Source organism: Streptomyces sp. MGP-P1 (genome assembly GCF_057766565.1).
This window is the reverse complement of the sequence record NZ_JBYMEM010000005.1, coordinates 228,238-247,241: the sequence shown is the minus strand read 5'-3', so window position 1 is coordinate 247,241 and position 19,004 is coordinate 228,238. Positions and strand designations below refer to the sequence as shown.

At 72.2% G+C, this 19,004-nt stretch carries 19 protein-coding genes and 1 pseudogene; 9 read left to right on the top strand and 11 right to left on the bottom strand.

Going from position 1 to position 19,004, the window contains the following annotated elements; all coding sequences use genetic code 11:
• Positions 1–80: 80 nt before the first annotated feature.
• Together AC3CH1_RS10435 and AC3CH1_RS10430 are read right to left on the bottom strand one after the other, a co-directional pair.
• Positions 81–920, bottom strand: a complete 840-nt coding sequence (locus tag AC3CH1_RS10435) for a class I SAM-dependent methyltransferase (RefSeq protein ID WP_488462634.1) — start codon at positions 918–920, stop codon at positions 81–83.
• A 14-nt stretch (positions 921–934) separates the two neighbouring features.
• The gene (locus AC3CH1_RS10430; protein WP_488462633.1) at positions 935–2,803 is read right to left on the bottom strand and encodes an NAD(P)/FAD-dependent oxidoreductase; all 1,869 of its coding nucleotides are present in this window, start codon (positions 2,801–2,803) and stop codon (positions 935–937) included.
• Between the two features lie 470 nt (positions 2,804–3,273).
• Here AC3CH1_RS10430 and AC3CH1_RS10425 point away from each other — a divergent pair, with 470 nt between their 5' ends.
• Complete coding sequence (locus AC3CH1_RS10425; RefSeq protein WP_488462632.1) at positions 3,274–3,438, top strand: hypothetical protein; 165 nt, start codon at positions 3,274–3,276, stop codon at positions 3,436–3,438.
• A gap of 26 nt (positions 3,439–3,464) precedes the next feature.
• Here AC3CH1_RS10425 and AC3CH1_RS10420 read toward each other — a convergent pair whose 3' ends face one another.
• Complete coding sequence (locus AC3CH1_RS10420) at positions 3,465–3,881, bottom strand: hypothetical protein (protein ID WP_488462631.1); 417 nt, start codon at positions 3,879–3,881, stop codon at positions 3,465–3,467.
• 78 nt (positions 3,882–3,959) lie between these two features.
• Here AC3CH1_RS10420 and AC3CH1_RS10415 point away from each other — a divergent pair, with 78 nt between their 5' ends.
• Together AC3CH1_RS10415 and AC3CH1_RS10410 are read left to right on the top strand one after the other, a co-directional pair.
• Entirely contained in the window at positions 3,960–4,781 is an 822-nt protein-coding gene (locus AC3CH1_RS10415; protein WP_488462630.1) for a helix-turn-helix domain-containing protein, read from the top strand.
• Positions 4,778–5,032, top strand: a complete 255-nt coding sequence (locus tag AC3CH1_RS10410; RefSeq protein WP_488462629.1) for a DUF397 domain-containing protein — start codon at positions 4,778–4,780, stop codon at positions 5,030–5,032. The genes AC3CH1_RS10415 and AC3CH1_RS10410 overlap by 4 nt, the downstream gene beginning before the upstream one ends.
• A gap of 33 nt (positions 5,033–5,065) precedes the next feature.
• Here AC3CH1_RS10410 and AC3CH1_RS10405 read toward each other — a convergent pair whose 3' ends face one another.
• Positions 5,066–6,043 carry a cytochrome P450 gene (locus AC3CH1_RS10405; protein ID WP_488462628.1) on the bottom strand — a complete coding sequence of 326 codons (978 nt, stop codon included), beginning with the start codon at positions 6,041–6,043 and terminating at the stop codon, positions 5,066–5,068.
• Positions 6,044–6,722: 679 nt separating this feature from the next.
• On the opposite strand from AC3CH1_RS10405, the gene AC3CH1_RS10400 reads away from it, so the two are divergent.
• The gene (locus AC3CH1_RS10400; RefSeq protein WP_488462627.1) at positions 6,723–7,940 is read left to right on the top strand and encodes a cytochrome P450 family protein; all 1,218 of its coding nucleotides are present in this window, start codon (positions 6,723–6,725) and stop codon (positions 7,938–7,940) included.
• Between the two features lie 31 nt (positions 7,941–7,971).
• On the opposite strand, the gene pspAB is transcribed toward AC3CH1_RS10400, so the two are convergent.
• From pspAB to AC3CH1_RS10380, 4 genes are all read right to left on the bottom strand, one after another.
• Positions 7,972–8,565, bottom strand: a complete 594-nt coding sequence (gene pspAB, locus AC3CH1_RS10395) for a PspA-associated protein PspAB (protein WP_488462626.1) — start codon at positions 8,563–8,565, stop codon at positions 7,972–7,974.
• 60 nt (positions 8,566–8,625) lie between these two features.
• Positions 8,626–9,534 (bottom strand): zinc metalloprotease HtpX, encoded by a 909-nt coding sequence (gene htpX, locus AC3CH1_RS10390; RefSeq protein WP_488462625.1) that lies wholly within the window; start codon positions 9,532–9,534, stop codon positions 8,626–8,628.
• Between the two features lie 121 nt (positions 9,535–9,655).
• Complete coding sequence (locus tag AC3CH1_RS10385) at positions 9,656–10,336, bottom strand: pyridoxine/pyridoxamine 5'-phosphate oxidase (protein ID WP_488462624.1); 681 nt, start codon at positions 10,334–10,336, stop codon at positions 9,656–9,658.
• A 277-nt stretch (positions 10,337–10,613) separates the two neighbouring features.
• On the bottom strand, positions 10,614–11,261 hold the full coding sequence (locus AC3CH1_RS10380; protein WP_488462623.1) for a TetR family transcriptional regulator: 648 nt from the start codon (positions 11,259–11,261) through the stop codon (positions 10,614–10,616).
• A 356-nt stretch (positions 11,262–11,617) separates the two neighbouring features.
• Here AC3CH1_RS10380 and AC3CH1_RS10375 point away from each other — a divergent pair, with 356 nt between their 5' ends.
• Together AC3CH1_RS10375 and afsK are read left to right on the top strand one after the other, a co-directional pair.
• Complete coding sequence (locus tag AC3CH1_RS10375) at positions 11,618–12,427, top strand: VOC family protein (RefSeq protein WP_488462622.1); 810 nt, start codon at positions 11,618–11,620, stop codon at positions 12,425–12,427.
• A gap of 399 nt (positions 12,428–12,826) precedes the next feature.
• Positions 12,827–15,250: a protein serine/threonine kinase AfsK gene (afsK, locus tag AC3CH1_RS10370; RefSeq protein ID WP_488462621.1), complete on the top strand. Its 2,424-nt coding sequence runs from the start codon at positions 12,827–12,829 to the stop codon at positions 15,248–15,250.
• Positions 15,251–15,537: 287 nt separating this feature from the next.
• On the opposite strand, the gene AC3CH1_RS10365 is transcribed toward afsK, so the two are convergent.
• Positions 15,538–16,215, bottom strand: a complete 678-nt coding sequence (locus AC3CH1_RS10365; RefSeq protein ID WP_488462620.1) for a hypothetical protein — start codon at positions 16,213–16,215, stop codon at positions 15,538–15,540.
• A gap of 204 nt (positions 16,216–16,419) precedes the next feature.
• Here AC3CH1_RS10365 and AC3CH1_RS10360 point away from each other — a divergent pair, with 204 nt between their 5' ends.
• On the top strand, positions 16,420–16,947 hold the full coding sequence (locus AC3CH1_RS10360; protein ID WP_488462619.1) for a hypothetical protein: 528 nt from the start codon (positions 16,420–16,422) through the stop codon (positions 16,945–16,947).
• Positions 16,948–17,013: 66 nt separating this feature from the next.
• Here the strand turns inward: AC3CH1_RS10360 and AC3CH1_RS10355 are convergent.
• Positions 17,014–17,689, bottom strand: a pseudogene (locus AC3CH1_RS10355) (enoyl-CoA hydratase/isomerase family protein); the annotation flags it as partial.
• Between the two features lie 153 nt (positions 17,690–17,842).
• On the opposite strand from AC3CH1_RS10355, the gene AC3CH1_RS10350 reads away from it, so the two are divergent.
• Positions 17,843–18,121: a hypothetical protein gene (locus tag AC3CH1_RS10350; RefSeq protein ID WP_488462618.1), complete on the top strand. Its 279-nt coding sequence runs from the start codon at positions 17,843–17,845 to the stop codon at positions 18,119–18,121.
• A complete protein-coding gene (locus tag AC3CH1_RS10345; protein ID WP_488462617.1) occupies positions 18,121–18,516 on the top strand; it encodes a hypothetical protein in 396 nt (131 codons plus the stop codon). Before AC3CH1_RS10350 ends, AC3CH1_RS10345 begins: the two co-directional genes overlap by 1 nt.
• 136 nt (positions 18,517–18,652) lie before the next feature.
• On the opposite strand, the gene AC3CH1_RS10340 is transcribed toward AC3CH1_RS10345, so the two are convergent.
• Entirely contained in the window at positions 18,653–18,829 is a 177-nt protein-coding gene (locus tag AC3CH1_RS10340; protein WP_265599980.1) for a hypothetical protein, read from the bottom strand.
• Positions 18,830–19,004: the final 175 nt, after the last annotated feature.

Here is a 19,004-nt window from a genome sequence, read left to right as displayed (position 1 = left end):
GGTCCCGGTTTCCGAGGTTGGGGGTTTCAGATCTCCGGGGTTCCAGATTTCCGGGTTTTCCGGTTTTCCGGTGCGGTTCGTCAGTTGCGGACCGTGGTGAATACCACCGTTACGTAGGGTAGCTCGAAGGTGTTGCCGCTTTTCAGTTCCGGGTGCACGGTGGCGAGTTCGCGTATGCGTTCCTCTATTTCCCGGCGGCGTTCCGGAGAGGACGTCAGGTAGTACGACCGTGATTTTATGAGCGTGACGAGAGACTCGATCGTCTTTGTCTCGGAATGCGGGAAGAATCCTTGTTCGACGGCTCCGAACTCCGGTCCGAACGTGGGATCGCGCAGCCAGCCGCTGAGCCATTCGGTGTCCTGGGCGCGCAGCGCCTTCAGCGCGCCGTGCAGCATGATCGCCGCGGGGGTGCGCGGGTCGGTCCCGGTGTCCTCGTCGGCGAGGATCCCGGACAGCGCCGCCGACCAGGGGACCTCCTCGTCGCGGAGGTTCCAGAGGGTCGCCAGGACTCCGCCGGGGCGCAGTACGCGCGCTATCTCGGCGTGGGCGGGGGCGGGGTCGAACCAGTGGTAGGCGTGGCTGACCAGCACCGCGTCCAGGCTGGCGTCGGGCAGCGGGATACTCTCGGCGCTGCCGGACAGGGCCTCGGCCCCCGGGGCGGTGGCGGTGATGCGGGCGCGCATCGCGTCGTCCGGCTCGACCGCCCGGGTCCGGTGGCCCTCGGCGGCCAGGACCCGGGTGAGCAGGCCGGTGCCCGCGCCGAGGTCCAGCACGTCGCGCGGTTCGGCCCCCAGGACCCACCGGACGCTCTCGACGGGATACCCCGGCCGGGTGGTCTCGTAGGCGTCGACCCCGTCACCGAAGGAACTGCCTCGCTGCTGCCATGCTTTCGTGCCGTCCGTGGCTTGTTCGTCCGCCATTCGGGGAGCGTCCGTCATTCGGGGAGCCTCGCATCCTTGTGTCCGTAGAACATACGGAGTCGATTCGGGTGGTAGTCGATGTGCATCGGGTGGCTTTCCCCGCTAAGGGCCGCGGCCACCGCCTCGGCGGTCACGGGAGCCTGGGCGAATCCGCCCGTGTTGTGACCGCCGGTGATGAGGAGGAGCCCGCCCCCGGCGGTCCTCGCGGTCTCGAAGACCGGAAGGCTCGAAGCGGTCCAGGGCCGCACGCAATACCTCCTGCTCCGCTCCAGCAGTCCGGATCGGCGGGCCGCGTCGAACGCGTCGGGGAAGAAGGACGAGGCCGTGTCCTCGACCGCCGCGTAGAGCGCTTCGAGCTGGGTGGGATCGACGTTGTCCGGGTCGGCTCCCGTCCAGCCGTAGCCCGATCCGACGGTGAGGAAGGAGTGGCCGTCCGGCCCCTCGGTGACGGTGACGTTGGCGTCGGCCGCCGTGTGCCCGCTCCTGGTGATCTTCAGGGAGTTCCTCAGCCCCCGGCCGGGGTCGGGGAGGGTGAGCCAGGCGCCGACCATGCCGTGGATCAGCCCGGCGGAGGCCGTGCCGCGCAGCAGCGCCTCCCCGTAGGCGCCGGGGGAGAGGACATAGTGATCGGCGCGGACCGTCTCGCCGTCGCGGCAGCTGATCCCGTCCGGCGCGCCGCCCTCGCCCGGGACGAGAGCGTCCACCGGCCGCCCCCAGTGGAAGACCGCACCCGCCCGCTCGGCCGCGTCGGCCACGGCGCCGAGGAACCGGTGCACCTGCACGGTGAACCCGTTCACCTCGATGCCGCCGACGAAGGCCCCCGCCCGGTGCGCCGCGGCCAGCGCCGGGTGGCGGGCGCTGATCCGGTCGCCGGACAGGATCTCGAAGTGCCGTTCTGTCAGGGAGCGTTGACGCGCCACATGGGCCTCCAGCACGTCCTGGTCGCTGTAGACCCGCAGGATGCCCTCCCGCAGGCCGACTCCGTCGAACAGCTCCGGTGCGTCGTCCCGGAGCTCCCGCCACAGCCGGTCGGACGCGAGGTTGTAGCCCAGGACGTCCTCGGTGAAGGACCGGGCCAGCCAGCCGGGCACCCGGGCGTTGTCCTCGGTCCAGGCCCTCTCCGCCGGTCCGATGCGGGCCAGGTCGGCCAGGCCCCAGCCCTGGTCCTTCACCGGCTGGGCGAAGGGCGGGGGCCCGCCCCCGGGGCTCGCGAAATAGCCGTCGGCCTCGGTGAGCGTGAACATCCGGGCGTCGCCCCCGCCCCTGCTGCATCCGAAGGATGCCCACGGCGCGTCGGACCGGGGGTCGGGGCCGCTGTCGTAGAAGCTCACGCGGTGACCGGCCCGGAGCAGCCGCAGTCCGGTCAGCAGGTTCACCACGCCGGCGCCCACCAGGACGACCGAGGCCGCTTCCGGCCGGACGGCGCCGAGGTGCCCGGCGAGCACCGGCCCGACCCGCTCGGCCAGGAAGCGGCGTTCGGCCGTGGCGAGCGCCCGGGCGTAGAGGTCCGCCGGGGGCTCGGCCGCCCCGGCCGACGGGCACGCGGTCACGCGTAATCGGGATCCGGCCGGTCCGGCCCCGGGTAATCGGCGGGTGGACGGGCGGCGGACGCGCGCGGCGCTCCCGCGCGCCCCGCCCGGTCCGGCCGCCCGGTCCAGGAGGACGACGAGGAGAGGGCGCCCGCCCGCCGCCGCACCCCAGGCGGCCGTCTCGGCGGCCGCGGGCATGGACCGGGTGAGCAGGACGTCCGGCCGGACCCGGGCCAGCGCCCGACCACGGAGGGCACCCGGCCGAGCCCCCAGTACGGGGCGGTGCAGTATGTGGGCGCCGTTCAGCAGCGGCTCGACGGAGGTCGGCACTGGATGGTCCAGCAGAACCAGCAAGGGGCCTCCTCTGCAGGCTGGTTGGTCAGTTTCCAAGCGGTCGGGCGGCGAAACGCCGAGGGGGTCCGGTGGCCGGATTTACGACGTTCTACGTCTCGGAATCCCGACGGCGGGCCTCCGGCGTCGCAGGGCGCGGCCGACGCCGAGCGGCGCCCCCACATGCTCCCGGCACGTGCCACGGCTCCTCCCTCTTGCGCCCAGCCCTCGCATCCGCTGAATTGACGCATCGTCAATATTGCTTCTGTGGAGGCCTGATGCAGACGATCTGGCTCAGCGGCGCGGAGGGCGTCATTGCGCGCACGACTGCCTGCGGATCGGGATGGGGCTGACGGTCACGTTCCGGGTCGCCGGGGAGGGCGAGAACGGGGAGGCCGTGGCGGTGTTCCGGCCCCGGGGCTGACCTCCGAGCGCGCATCGGGTCCCTCGAACGGGGGGACGTCCACGCGTTCGCCGTCGAGCTGGTCGACACCATGCGTGCTGCGGAATCCCTCTCCCACAATGCGTCGGTCGCGCAGATGCTCATCGCCTGGCAGCACACGGCGGAGGCCTACTCCGACCCGGAGCTGCTGGTGGCACTGGCGACCGACCACGCCGAGGGCTACGGCCCGACCCCCGGCCCCGAGTCCGTTCAGTGAGCACTGTGCTCGCCCGTCCTCCTTGCTCACCCGTGCTCCTCCGCCGCCGGGGCGAGCTGGGCCAGCACGAGCCCGTGCAGCAGCTCCGCGTCCACGAACTCGTCCTCTTCCGGCGCCCCGCACCGCCAGCTCAGCGGGTAGGTGTTGCCGTCCGGGGCCGGGATGCCCACCCACTGGTCGCGCGCGGCCGGCCCGAAGCACTTCGCGCCGGGCGGCCAGTCGTACCCCTCGCTCGCGCCCGGCGGGATCAGGAAGTACGTCCACCGCGCCCCCGCCAGCTCCCGCACCACCGGACCCGGCTCGCCCTCCGTCAGGGTGGCCAGATGCTGGAGCACGGCCTCGCCCCGGACACCCCGGAGCCGGATGGCGTCGAAGTAGATACCGGAGAGGTGCAGTTGGTGCCCGGCGACGGGTACCCATTCGGGGTGCTTCTTGCTCGTCATGGCCCCGAGCATTCCGCCGACTGCGTAGCGTGACCAGCAGGACACGGTCCACATCGACGTGATGTGGGGAGGGTGGTGATGGCTGTGGGGACGAGTGGCGAGCTGACACACGGACGGCGGCTCGTGGGAGAGCTGATCCGCATCCACCGGGTACGGGCCGGGCTCACGCAGAAGGCCGCGGCGGATCAACTGCTGATCTCGGAGTCCCTGATGGGCGCGGTCGAGCGGGCGGAACGCATCCCCTCGCGCGACCTGCTGACGGACGCCGAACGCGCGTTCGCGGCGGGCGGGGCGCTGGAGGCGTGCGGGGAGTTGGTGGACGAGGAGAAGTACCCGCCGAAGTTCCTGGACTGGGCGCGGCTGGAACGGCTCGCGCGGGTCATCAGCGCGTACGAGACGATGCTGATCCCGGGCCTGCTCCAGACGGAGGCGTACGCGAACGCGCTGTACCGGTCACGCGTACCGGCGTACTCGGAGGCCGAGATCGTCCGGCACGTCGAAGCGCGACTGGAACGGCAGGCGGTGCTGACCCGGAAGCCGCCGCCGCGCATCGGGTACGTCATCGAGGAGTCGGTCCTGGACCGGACGCTGGGCGGACCGGAGGTGCTGAAGGAGCAGTTGCGGCACCTGCTGGACTGCATCGAGCGGTTCAACCACCTGACGGTTCAGGTGATGCCGTCGGACCAGCACACACACGCGGGGTTGATGGGGCCCATGCAGTTGATGTCCACGGCGGAAGGCCGCAATCTGGTGTACGTGGAGGCGCAGGGCGGCGATAGGTTGATCTCGAAGCCGGAGTCGGTGAGCGATCAGCTCGACCTCTTCGGCATTCTGCGGGCCCAGGCGCTCAACCCCTGGAAGTCGGCGGAGATCATCGAGACGAAGGTGAGACAACTGTGAGCCACGGACCCGGACTGACCTGGTTCAAGTCCAGCTACAGCGGCAACGAAGGCGGGGCCTGCATCGAAGTCGCCTACGACTGGCACAAGTCCAGCTACAGCAGCAATGAGGGCGCTGCCTGCGTAGAGGTCGCCACCTGCCCCCACACCGTCCACGTCCGCGACTCCAAGGTCACCGACGGGCCCACCTTCGCCGTCGCCCCGGCCGCCTGGACCGTGTTCCTGGACCACGCCACCACCGTCAACGGCTGAGGCCCGACGGTCGAAGGCCGGTGCCGCCGCGCCTCAGCGGGGCCGCAGCCCCAGGGTGAGGCGGGCCGGGAGCAGCGTCGTCCGTACGTCCGGGAGCGGGTCCATGTGCTCCACCGTGAAGCGGAACCGGGCCACGAGCGTGGACAGGACGGTCGCCAGTTCCAGGTCCGCCAGCGCCTTGCCGACGCACCAGCGGCTGCCGATCCCGTACGGGAGGTACTCCCCGGCGGCCGGCTGGAGCGACTCCCAGCGGTGCGGGCGGAACGCCGAGGGGTCGGTGAAGAGGGGTGCGGTGCGGTGCATGACGTACGGCGAGATCATGACCGCCGCGCCCGCCGGGAGGCTCCAGTCGCCGCACGTCTGCTCACCCCTGGCCGTGCGCAGGATCAGCCAGTTGGGCGGCCACAGGCGCAGTGACTCGGCGATCGTCCAGCGCAGGATGTCCGGGGTGGTGCCGCCGACCGGATCGACGGCGGCGGCGCACTCCTCGGCCACGTCCGGCTCACGGGCCAGCGCCACCAGGGCCCAGGTGACGGCGGCGGCCGGGACCCGGTAGGAGGCGAGGCCGTTGGAGACGAGCATGCGGACCGTCGCCTCGCCGTCCAGCCCGGCGGCGGCCAGTGACGCGACGAGCCCGCCCTCGCCCGGCGCGTCGAGCACCCGGCGCAGCTCCTCCTCGAGCTTCTTCTGCGCGCTGACCGACCGGCGGTAGCGGGGCAAGAAGCGGCGCACGGCGGGCGGGAAGTGGAAGGGGCTGCTGATCAGCGGGGTGAGCGAGTTCAGCAGGTCGCCGGTACGCCGGGCGGCGGCCCCGGCGTCACGGGTGCCGAAGCAGAACCGGGCGAACGAGCGGGCGGACAGCTGCTCCAGCTCGGCGACGGGATCGATGACCGAGGAACGGGCCCGCCAGCGGTCGCACAGCCGGCCGGTCTCCTCCTCCAGCCAGGCCCGGTGGGCCTCCAGCGCCGGGGAGACATGCCCTTCTGCGTGGCACGCCGGCCCCGCATCCACGCTTCGGTGGCCGGATCGCCACGCTCGCCGCTGACCTCGTCGCGCCGGATGTTGCCCGTGACGAGGAAGTCGGTGTTGGTGCGGCGGAGTACGTCGTGGACGGCGGCCGGGTCGTTCACCAGGACGGTGCCCCCGGTCAGCTCCACCACCGGCCCGTGCCGCTCGACCGAGGCCAGGAGATGGCCGAGGCGGTCCTTCTCGTAACTCTCCATCAGCCCGGCCTGCGTCGCGCCCGTACGGACCGGCGGCCGGGGCGTGGTCTGTTCGGTCAACGGTGACACCCCTGGGTCGGAGGACGGCCCGGCCCCGACAGGCGGGGCCGGGCCGTCATCGGGCCTGACGTGCTACGGGATCCAGGGGTAGGCCCCGGCGGCTCCCTTGGTCGTGAAGCCGAACTTGCTCGCAGCCTTGTACAGAATGCGCTTAGCCATCAGACACCTCCTCATACATGGGGAACATCGACGGTGTGACCACCGTCGTCAGCGATAGAGACCTAGCCCAAAGAGGCTACGTATAAACAGAGTTACGAAAGAAGTTCCGGCAACTCGCCGTTACGGCAGGAAGCTTGACGAGCTAGGGTGACCGGACGAACCGCCGGGACCTACGGAACCACCAACTCACCGACTCGTCGGCCCACCGACCCACGGTTCGTTGCCACACCTCATCGGGGGGAGCTGCTGTGACGGACCAGGCCGCGGTCGATCTGCTCGACATCGATCCCGACTTCGGCACCGATCCCTACCCCGCCTACGCCGTGCTGCGGGCCAGAGGGCCCGTCCACGAGATCCGCGGGCGCGGCGAGGAGCGGTTCTGGCTCGTCGTCGGCCATGACGCCTGCCGGGAAGCGCTCGTCGACCCCCGGCTCAGCCGGGACTGGCGGCGCAACGGCCATCTGGCCACCGGTCTCGACGCACCGCCCGCCACGGACGGCCCCGGCAACGCCCACATGCTGCTGAGCGACCCGCCGGACCACACCCGGCTGCGGCGGCTGGCCGCCCGCGCGTTCACCCCGCGCCGCGTCGCCGCTCTCGCCCCGCGCATCCAGGAAGTCACCGACGGGCTGGTGGACGGCATGCTCGCCGCCGAGGACCGTCGGGCCGACCTGGTGGACGCGCTCGCCTACCCGCTGCGGATCACCGTCATCTGCGAGCTGCTCGGCATTCCGGAGCTGGACCGGGACGCCTTCAGGCGGTGGTCCGACGAGATCACCGCGCCCACCGGTGCGGAGGCGGCGCGGGCGGCGCAGGCGCAGGCGGTGCCGTATCTCGGCGGGTTGATCGCCGCCAAGCGGGAGGCGCCGGGGGACGACCTGCTCAGCGACCTGATCCATACGGTCGACGAGGGCGGGGACCGGATGAGCGAGGACGAACTGCTCTCGATGGCTCTCCTGCTGCTCCTGGCAGGACACGAGTCCACGGTGAACTTCCTCTGCAAAGGCGTCCGCGCCCTCTTCGCTCACCCCGAGCAGTTCGCCCTGCTCCGAAGCGACCTGGACGGCCTCGTGGAGGGGGCGGTGGAGGAGATGCTGCGCTATGACGCCCCGGTGGAGACCGCGCCGCCCCGGGTGGCCGTCGAGCCGGTGGAGATCGGTGGCCGGCTCGTCCCGGCGGGGGCCGTGGTCCTGATCGCCCTGGCCGACGCCGGCCGGGACCCCGCCCGTTCCCCCGCCCCGGACCGCTTCGACATCCGCCGCACCGCCACCGGGGACCGGGGGCATCTGGCGTTCGGCCACGGCGTCCACTACTGCCTGGGGGCACCGCTGGCCCGGCTGGAAGGGCGCATCGTCTTCCGCACCCTGCTCGACCGCTGCCCGACGCTCGCCCCGGACGGGGCCGAGGGGGGCCGGATGTCGGGGCTGCTCGTGCGCGGAGAACGGAAGGTGCCGGTCCGGTGGTGAGGGTGGGGTGCCGGAGCGCCGACGCGGGCTCTCACAACCCCGGCGCGCCCCACACGGGGAACCACCGGGACAGGTCCTTCTCCACCCGGAGGTCGTCCCCGAGGACGCCCCGCACCTGGAGCTCCAGCTGGTTGTCCCGCTTCTCGACACCGCCGGGCAGCGGGGCGAACGGATAGAACGTGCCGCGCTTGTAGAGGTAGACCAGCGCCAGCGACCGCCCCTCCGCGCCCTCCCCGGCCCGGAAACCGATCAGCGAGCAGAGCAGATGCGGGCCGAAGCCGCCGTCCTGGAGCAGGGTGTTCACCGCGTGCAGGTCGTTGACCAGGGCGGCGGAGTCGTCGGCCGGGTGGCGGGCGAGCAGCCAGGTGTAGCCGTACGCGTCCCGGCTGAACTCCACCGGGATGCCGCCGCGCTCCGTGTCCGCGTCCAGCAGTTCGCGTACGTCCTCCTGGAGCCGGGCGAAGCCACCGCCCTCCACCCCCGCGAAGCAGACCGAGCCCAGGCCCGTCGGTGCGAAGCCGGCGGCGGCCTGGAGGGTGAGGGCGGCGGAGGGGACGGCGAAGAGCTGGTCGAGGTCGGGGCGGACCGGTTTGCTCCGGCCGAGGATCGCGTCGAGCAGGCCCACGGGCGTGACTCCTCACTGTTCTCTACTGCGTGCTCAGCGGGACAGGTCTCTCCTGCGTGCTCAGCGGGACAGGTCGGCGGAGATGTGGGACAGCTGGTCCAGGCGCTGCTCCAGCGTCGGGTGGGAGGAGAACAGCCGGCCCAGGCTCTCCTTCGCGGAGAACGCCGGCATGAAGTAGAACGCGTTGTACGGCTCCGCCTTCCGCAGGTCCTCGGTCGGGATGCGGGCCATCTGCCCGCTGACCTTCGTCAGGGCGGAGGCGAGCGCGGAGGGCCGGCCGGTCAGCAGGGCGGCGGCCCGGTCGGCGGACAGCTCGCGGTAGCGGGAGAGCAGCCGGGTCAGCAGGAAGCTGATCGCGTACACGACGGCGCTGATCAGCGGGATCAGCAGCAGGAGGATGCCCGCGGGGTCGTTGCCGGGCCTGCTGCGGGCGAAGCCGCCCCACAGGGCGATACGGGTGATGACGCCCGCCAGCACCCCGAGGAACGAGGCGATCGTCATGACGGCCACGTCCCGGTGCGCGACGTGCGACATCTCGTGGGCGAGAACGCCCTCCAGCTCCTCCGGCTCCAGTCTGCGCAGCAGGCCCGTCGTCGCGCAGACCAGGGCCGTCTTCTCGCTCCGGCCGGTGGCGAACGCGTTCGGTACGTCGCTCTCGGCGATGGCCACCTTGGGCTTCGGCATGTCCGCCAGCGCACAGATCCGGTCGATGGTGCCGTGCAGTTCGGGGGCCTGCTCGGGGGTGACCTCGCGGGCCCCCATGCCGTACGCGGCGATGCGGTCGCTGAACCAGAACTGGGCGACGAACAGGCCGCCCGTGATGACCAGGATGATCGGCCAGGAGCCCCGCAGGGCCGCGAGCAGCACGCCCACGAAGACGACGTAGAGCAGACCGATCAGGAACATGGTGGTGACCATGCGACCGGTCAGGCCCCGGTCGGGGGCGTAGCGCGAACGGGCTCGTGGCATCGGTGCCTCCCAACAGCTCACCTCTCACCTGACTCCCATAGTGCCCCTTTACGGTGAGAACCGGATAAGCGTGCGGAATGCACTGGTAGGGGACGGAACGGTGTGGGGTCGCCCGCACCGGTCAGGGCCAGAGCAGCTCGCGCGTCCAGGAGCCGCCTGCCGGGCGCCGGTAGCGCAGCCGGATGTGGCGGCGCCGGGCGTCGCCCTGGAAGAACTCCACCTCGGCCGGCTCGACCACGTACCGGGTCCAGGTCGGAGCCTCCGTGTCCGGTTCCGCCCGCGCCCGGTCCCAGGCAGCGTCCGCCGCCCGGTGCAGCTCCGCCACGGAACCCACGACCTCGCTCTGCGACCCGGTCAGTGCTGCGGCGAGCGCCCCGGTGGACCGCGCGTGCAGGTCGGCGTGGCTCTCGGCGGGCGTGCAACGGACGACGGGGCCCCGGACCCGTACCTGCCGACCTTGCGCGGGCCAGTAGAAGCCGAGGGCGGCGTACGGGCGTACGGCGAGCTGGTGCCCCTTGGCGCTGGTGGCGTGGGTGGCGAAGTGGAAGCCGCGCTCGTCGGCGTCGTGGAGAAGCAGCGTCCGTACGTCGGGCAGCCCCTCGGCGTCGGCGGTGGCCAGCGACATCGCGTGCGTCTCCGGCTGTCCCGCCGCGACGGCCTCGGCGAACCAGGCGTGGAAGAGGGGGACCGGGGCGGGCGGGGCCGCCGCCGGATCGAAGGACGGCAGCTCGGTGTCCCAGACGCGCTGGGCGTGCAGGAGGTCGCGGAAGTGGGGCGGGACGGGGGAGTCGGCTTCGCTCATGGGGTCATTCCACCCGGTCCCGGCCGCGAGGGGGCAGCGGGGTGGGGTCGCGCCGCGCCGCGCGCGCGGTAGCGGTCGGTGCGCGCCCGATGGCCCGTTCCGGTCTTCCGGGAACGTTCCGGTCCTCCGGGAACGCCGACGGCGGACCACCCGCAGGGGCGCGTGGGTGGTCCGCCGTCGGTGAGACAGGACGTGGGGCGTCCGGGTGGGCGGGTGCCCGCCCGGTGGCGTGGGGCGTCTTTGGGGCCGGTCGGTCGGCCTCCCGCGCCCGGGCCGCTTACTTCGTCGGCTTCTTGCCCGTGATGCCGAGGTGCACCAACAGGGCGAGATTGGGACGCAGTTCGGCCTGCTTCACACCCCAGGTGGTGAAGCCCTTCTGGTGCGAGGCGACCGCGGCCAGCATCGCCACCAGGGAGCCCGCCATCGCCGCCGGACTGATGTCCTTGTCGACCTTGCCCTTGCTCTGGAGCTCCTTCACGGAATCCGTGAGGGAGTTGGTGACCGAGTTCAGGATCTTCATACGGATCTTGTAGAACCGCTTGTCCCCCTCGGCCGCTCCGAGGTCGATCACGCGGAGGATCGCGTCGTTGTGCCGCCAGAAGTCGAGGAATCCCTCGACGAGTTGTTCGGCCGTGGTCCAGCCGGCCTTGCCGACCCACGGGCGTCCGGCGACCAGTTCGGTCAGGCCGGCGCCCTCCTTGGCGACCTCCTCGGCGATTTCGAGGACGGCGCCCTCCACGTCGGGGAAGTACTGGTAGAAAGTCGCGGGTGAAGTCCCGGCCTTCCGGGCGACGTCGATGACTTTGACGTCCCGGTACGGCGAGGAGCTGAGCATCTCGCTGAGGCAGTCGAGCAGCTTCTGCCGCGTCGCCTGACCGCGTCGACCGGCCACGCGGCCGTCGACGGTACGTACTTGTCCTGTCATGCCGTCAGCTTACCGAGGGGTGATGGGAGCGCGATTCGGCCGACTGCAAATGGGGAACGCCGCAGGACCGGCGGGGCGCGCAGGGGTAGCGAGCGGCGGTTTTCGGCCGCCGTACGAGAGGTGCCGAAGCCCGGAGAGCGGCCGGGAGGGGGCCAGGGTCACTCTCGAAGTAAATGTTATCAACAGCCTGTGGACAACTTCGGTGGACAACTTTCGTCCACATGGTGAGCGTGCCCTTCACTAATCGGTCAAAGGTTCTCTTTAGGTGCGTCTTAGGTGCGTCCGGAGCGCGCGGGGCCGGACGCGACGTTACGTTGACTGTGACGGGCGTCACTGCTACGGAAGGACCCGGTCCCATGGCCGCATTCGCGCATTCCGCGCCGTGCTGGGCGGACGTGCAGCTCTCCGACCTCGAAGCGGGCAAGCGCTTCTACGGCGGGCTCTTCGGCTGGACCTTCCGGGCCGGCGACGGCATGCCCTTCGCGGACGCGCTCAGCGACGGCCGCCTCGTCGCCGGCATCGCCGCCAAGAAGGACGGCCGGATGCCCACGGCCTGGGGCGTCTACTTCGCCACCGGCGACATCCGGGCCACCGTCGCGGCGATCCGCGAGCACGGAGGCCAGATCATCACCGACCCCGTACGGGCGGGGCGCGCCGGCATCGTGGCGCAGGCGGCCGACCCCGGGGGCGCCGTCTTCGGACTCTGGCAGCCGGAGGAGCGAGCGGGCTTCGAGAAACGACACGACCCCGCCTCCTTCCGCTGGACCGAGGTCTACACCCGGCAGCCGGACAAGGTGGACCCCTTCTACGAGAAGGTCTTCGGCTTCCACGGCACCGACCTGGACGAGGCGGGCCACGACATCTCCGGCGACTCCGAGGCGCTGGTCGACTTCCGGATGTGGTCTCCCGAGGGCACCGAACCGGGCCCGGACACCGCTGTCGGCGGCCGAAGCGTCATCACGGACGCGTTCCCGGCCGAGATGCCGAGCTACTTCCTCGTCTACTTCGCCGTCGCCGACTGCGACGCCGCCGCCGAACTCGCCGTACAGCTCGGTGGCCGGGTGACCCAGCCGCCCTTCGACGTCCCCTCCGGGCGGATGGCCGTGCTGCACGACGACCAGGGGGCCGTCTTCGCCGTGCTGGAGCCCGGCGAGCCGCGTCCGTAAGTCCGTAACCCCGCTTCCGCACCTTCGCAACCTCGGTCTCCGCGCCCCCGTAACCCCGGCTTCCGCGCGGGCGCAAGCCAGGCCTCCGCGCCCCATAACCCCGGCTTCCGCACCCCCGTAACCCCGGCTTCCGCACTGTCGTAACCTCGGCTTCCGCGCCCTCCACCCCCCTCTCCGCACCCCGGTGTGGGGGGATACCGCCCGAAAGGACATGAGACACCCCCATCCGCCCCCGGGTTCGCAACCGGGGCCCGGGCCAGGAAGAATCGGGGTGCGTACCGCCAGGTGATGCCCAGTGGTGAGACCCTGCACGAGGCGAGCTGCGCAGTGCGGGATTCGACCGGGCGGTAATTCGCGGACTTCGTCGCCGAGGTCCGTCTACGGGGAGGTGGCAGGCAAGTGGTGGAGCAGCTGACGCAGCACGACCCGAGACGGATCGGCCCGTTCGAGGTGCTGGGACGGCTCGGCGCCGGCGGCATGGGGCTGGTCTATCTCGCGCGGTCGGCGTCCGGCCGACGGGTGGCGATCAAGACGGTGCGGACCGAACTCGCCGAGGACCAGCTCTTCCGGGTCCGCTTCACCCGCGAGGTGGAGGCCGCCCGCGCGGTCAGCGGGTTCTACACCGCCGCCGTGGTCGACGCCGACCCGCGGGCCGCCGTGCCCTGGCTCGCCACCGCCTACGTGCCCGCACCCTCGCTCGAAGAGATAGTGAACGAGTGCGGTCCCATGCCGACCCAGGCGGTGCGCTGGCTGGCCGCCGGCATCGCCGAGGCCCTCCAGTCCATCCACGGCGCGGGCCTCGTCCACCGCGACCTGAAGCCGTCCAACGTCCTCGTCGTCGAGGACGGCCCCCGGGTGATCGACTTCGGCATCGCGTCCGGCGTCTCCAACACCCGGCTGACCATGACGAACGTCGCCGTCGGCACGCCCGCGTACATGTCGCCCGAGCAGGCCCGGGACTCCCGCAGCGTCACCGGGGCCAGCGACATCTTCTCGCTGGGCTCCACGCTCGTCTTCGCCGCCACCGGGCACGCCCCCTTCCACGGGGCCAACCCGGTCGAGACGGTGTTCATGCTGCTGCGCGAGGGCCCCGACACCGAGGGGCTGCCCGAGGACCTGCGGCCGCTGATCGAGTCCTGCATGCAGATGGCCGCCACCCAGCGGCCTAGCCCCGCCGACCTCCAGGCCCAGCTCGCCCCGCACCTCTTCGCCTCCGGCAGCGACGACAGCGGCACGGCCTCGGCCTGGCTGCCGTCCGTGGCCACCGCGATGATCGAGCGGCGCAGGGGCGGCGGGCGCACCGCACCGCCCGCCCCGGCCGTGCCCCCGCCGCCCCCGCAGCGGCCCCCCAGGGCTCCGGAGCGGGACACCGCCTGGCGCAGCGGGGCGGACCTGCGCTCGCCGTCCCCGCTGTCCTCGCCCTCGCCGCTGTCCGGCGCGTCAGGCCCGGCCGCGGGCCCTTCCGCCGCTCTCGACGGCGGGCCCGTCCAACTGCCCGGCGCCAAGGTGCCGATCGGCCCCGGTCCGCGTGCGGGGGAGGGGCGCGGGGCCGCCGCCGCGCACCCGGCCGCCGCGACCGGGTGGGTCCGCCCGCCCGCCGGAGTGAACGGTTCGTCGGCGGTCACGGCCTCCACCGCACCCGTCCCGGCCCCGTCGGCCTCCCCGGACGGCGCGGTATCCGTACCCGACCGCTGGCGGCCCTGGCGCTTCCGCATGTCCAACGACGTGTGGGGCACGCCCGTCGTCTCCGGCGACCTGCTGTACGTGACGTCCTTCGAGGTCCACGCGCTGGACGTGGGCAACGGGCGGCGCCAGTTCAAGACCCGGGACGTGGCCTGGGCGATGGCCGTCGAGGGCGGCAGGATCCACGCCTCGGACGGCCCCTCGCTGTACGCGCTGGACGCCACGACCGGCGCCGAGCAGTGGCGGCTGGCGACCGACGCCTGGGTGTACGCCCTCAAGGCCGACCGGGGCACGGTCCTGACCGCGACCCGGGGCGGCGGCGTCCAGGGCTGGGAGGCGTCCAACGGCGAGAAGCTGTGGGAAGTCACCGGTGCGCAGAGCGACTTCGAGACGGCGGAGGCCGGCCCGGTCATCCACGACGGCACGGTGTACGTCTGGCAGGACGCCCGGCTGCGCGCGCTGGACGCCCGTACGGGCATCGAGCGCTGGTCGTACCCGATCGGCGACGCGGCCTCCTGCGGCGGCGTCCCGGTCCGGGTCACCCCGGCCCCCGACGGCTACGTCTACATCGCGGCGGGCACGCGGGTGCTGGCGGTGGAGACCGGCTCCGGCCGGGTGCGCTGGCACTTCGAGGCTCCCGCCGTCTTCCTCTCCCCGCCCGCGTTCGCGCCGGGCCCGGCGGTGACCGGCGGCGGGGTCTACCTCGCGGACTACCTCGGCACGGTGTACGCGCTGGACGCGACGACCGGCAAGGACCGCTGGCGGATCGCCACGGAGGCCCGCTCCTCCATCGAACCGGTGCTGGTCGCGGTGGGCAACGTGCACGTGGGCAGTGGCAGCGCGCTCTACACCCTGGACGCGGTCACCGGCACCCCGAAGTGGCGCTTCGCGGCGGGCGGGGACGTGGTGGGCTCCCCGGTGGTGGCGGACGGCCGGGTCCACTTCGGCTCGGCGGACCACGTCCTCTACACCCTGGACGCGGCGGGCGGCCAGCTGCGCTGGAAGCTCGCGACGGGCGGCGAGATCACGGGGTCGCCCGTGGCGCAGGCGGGCGTGGTCTACGCCTGCAGCAAGGACCGCTGCGTGTACGCGCTGGACGCGCTGAAGGGCACGGGCACGGGGAACAGGGCCCGGACCTGAGCGGGGTTCTGTCCTCAGCGCCGGACGGGCTCGACGGATGTCCTCAAGCGCCGGACGGGCTTGAAAGACGTCCTCAAACGCCGGACGGGCTGGATGTCCCGCCGGTCCGGCGCCCACCCAGCCCGTCCGGCGTTTGAGGACGGAAGCCTTGTCCGGGGGGCCGTGGGCTCTGCGGTGTTCCAGCCTGTCCGGCGTTTGAGGACGGAAGCCTTGTCCGGAGGGGCGTGGGCTCTGCGGTGATCCAGTCCGTCCGGCGATTGAGGACGGAACCTTCGACGGGGTGGCCGTCAACCCTGGGGCGGCGGCCGGTGCGGCGGGTGTACCGGGTCCCGGGGATCGTCCTCCGGATGCGGGGTCCGGGGAGAGGGCCGCGTACGGGGGTCATGCGGGTCGGGCGGCCCCGTGTACGGGTCCACCTCCGGCTCCGGCCACGGCGACGTCTGCACGGACATCCCCGGCTCCTGCGTCGGCGGCCAGGTGTCCACCTGATCCGGCCCCGGCGCGGCATACGGCTCCACCGGCTCCCGCTCCCGCCGGCTCCGCCGGCCACGCCGATCACGCCCGCTCATGAGCAACGCCCCGATCAGCATCAACAGCCCGCCCGCCAACGCGTTCACCACGCCCACCTGGAGCCCTGACCCGTCCCCGGCCACCACCAGCGACCCCGCGGCCTGCCCCTGGCGGACCATCCACAGGATCGTGAAGCCCAGCACCACCAGACCCGCGAGGGCGACCACGAGCCGCGACCGGAGCACCACGCCCACGACCACCAGCAGCGCCGCGCCGAGGAACGGCAGCAGCATCGAGACCAGCACCCCCGACTCCGCGGCGGTGATGCCTCCGAAGAGGTCCTCCACCCGGTAGTCCTGCCCCGCCCGCCCGGCGTACCAGTCGCGGAACGGACTCAGCACGGCCGAGGCCGCCCCGGCCAGGGCGACGACGGAGCCGAGGACGTTGCGGATCATCGTCAGCCTCCAGGGCGTCGTCCCGCGAACACGCATCCCCCGCAGCCGACGCTACGCCGGGACGATCACCCCCGCCATGCGGACGATGACGGGACCGTGACAGGGTCATGACGTGGACATGGGGTCGCGTGCGGCATGCTGAGGGCGACGACGCACGCCGTCGGCGCGGCGTATCGGCAACGAAACTCAAGGGGGGCTGCATCCATGATGCGGCGACAGACGAAGCTCGCGGCGGTCCTGGTCGTGGTGGTGCTCGCGCTCACCGGGTTCTCCACTTCCTCCAGCGGCGGCAAGGGCAAGAGCGGCAGCTCGGGCGGCGGCGGCGGCGGTTGCTCCAGCTCGAAGAAGAGCAACAACGGCTACCGGGACAACGACTTCGACGAGGACTACGACGACGACTCCTCGTCCTCCGGCTCGTCCGGCTCCTACGGAACCCCGACGCCCACCGCGTCCGACGCCCCCGCCGTCCGGGTGGTCCGCTGCGCCGTGCCGCGCAAGGGCAAGCGCAAGGCGGTCACCTCGTCGCTGGTCGAGGTGCGGTCGAACTACCCGGGCACGCAGGCGTACGAGATCGACGTGCGGTTCCTCGACGGCCTGGGCAACACCGTGGACACGGCCGAGGCCACCACGATCCTCGACGCCGATGAGGTGGACACCCTCACGGTGCGGATGGAGAGCCCCGGCAAGGTCTCCCGGGTGAAGCGCTGCGTCGTGACCGCCGAGGCGGTCTGACCCGGCTCTGGCCCCCAGGGGGCCGGGCGGACGGACAAGGGCGAGGGCAGGGGACACCCAGGATGCTCACCGCACCCGAGGCTCCCCGCCCCCGCCCCGCCCCGCGAACAGCCCCGCCTGCCGTTCCGGGGGCAGATCGCCCAGGGCGATCAGGGCCGGGGCCTGGGACATCGCCTGGGTCCTGGCCGCCTCCGTCGCGGACCACACCGCCCTCACCGTGCCCTGCACCGCCTCCGTCGGGTAGTGGGCGATCACCGTCGCCGACCGCAGCGCCGCCGCCACCGCACAGCCCGGCTCCGTCACCTCGCTGACCAGCCCGATCCCGTACGCCCGCCAGGCGCTCAGCCGTTCCGCCGTGCCCATCAGGGACATCCGGGCGACCTCCCCCAACGGCATCCGCTGGCCATCGCGATGGCCTCGTACGCCGAGACCATCCCGTACGTGGTGTGCGGGTCGAAGAACGTCGCCTCCCGGGACGCGACCACGAACTCCGCCTCGCCCAGCAGATAGAACGCCCCGCCGCAGGCCATCCCCTCCACCGCGGCGATCACCGGCTTCCACAGGTCGTTCGCCTTGGGGCCGACCCGCAGGAGGGGGTCGTCGACGGCGTACGGGGACGGGGGCTGCGGCACGGTGACGCCCGGTCGATCCCCGTACAGAAGGCACGCGTCCCGGCCCCGGTGAGGACGACCGCCCGCACCGACTCGTCGTACCGCAACCCCCGCCACAGCACGGCGAGTTCTCGTCCCGGAGCTGCCGCGCAACGCGAGCGGCAAGGTGGTGAAGGGGGAGCTGCGGGGGCGGTGGACCCCGGGTCGGGGACGTTCGTTCGGTTTCACCGGATGGGGTGAACGAGGGAGGGCGTCGCGACCCTCGTGGCGGTATGGTCGAGGGTATGGCAACCAAGAAGTACACGGTCACCCTGCCGGAGGAGCTGGCGGAGGAGATCCGCAGCGAGGTGGGCCCCGGCGCGTTCAGCGCGTATGTCACGCGGGCCATAGAGCGGCAGCGTGAGCATGACCGGCTGGGCGAGCTGGTGGAGCGCCTGGAGGGCGAATACGGCCCCGTCACCGACGCCGACCTGACGGCGGCCGAGGTCGAGCGCCGCGAGATCGAGCAGTGGTTCACCGACCAGGAAGCCGACGCCCCCGCACGCCGGGACGCGGCCGCCTGATGCCGGACATCACCTACGCACTGGACTGCGAGGCCGTCTCGCGGGCGGCCCTCGGCAACCCGGAGATGAAGAGCCGGCTCAAGGACGCCCACCGGGCGGGCATCCGCGTGGTGACCAGCTCGATGACCTTGGTCGAGGCCTACCACAGCAAGATCCGGCGGCCGGTGTGGGACTGGGCGATGTCCGGGATCGTCGTCGAACCCGTCACCAAGGACATCGCCGACGAGGCGATCCGCCTCCTGCACGAGGCCGGACTGCACGGCCACAAGTACGCCATCGACGCCGCCCTCGCCGCGATCGCGAACCGGCAGCCGGGCCGGACGGCGCTCTTCACGTCCGACGTGGACGACCTGCGGAAGCTGTGCCGGCCGAGGGTCCAGCTGCGGGGCCTGTAGGCACGGTCCCGGACATGCGGGAGGGGCCCGAGCGCTTCCCCGACTCGGGCCCCTCGCCATTCCCCCGTACCGCGGCCGCGGTGGCTCCCCCTCGGTGCCACCGCAGCCGCTTCCCCCGTATCCCCGTCGGGAAGGTCTAGGCGGGCTCGCCCGTCGCGTGGTTGTCGAGCGGCTTGGCCGTGCCGCCGGTGGCGTGGTTGTCCAGCGGCTTCAGCACGCCACCCGTCGCGTGGTTGTCCTGCGTCGTGGCTTCCCCGCCGGTGGCGTGGTTGTCGAGCGGCTTCACGACCGGCTTCTTCTGCGCATCGCTCATGGTGTTCTCCAGCTCCCTGAATGGCTGTGCTCGGACTCGACGAGCCCGCCCGGCAACTCCCCCGTCGGGTTGCCGGGCGGGTGTCGTTCGGCCGTTCAACCTACCTCTGCGGCCGAGGCCGGCCCGTCTGCCCCCCGACGCGACGGAACGACTGGAACCACCATGTCGGGGCGCG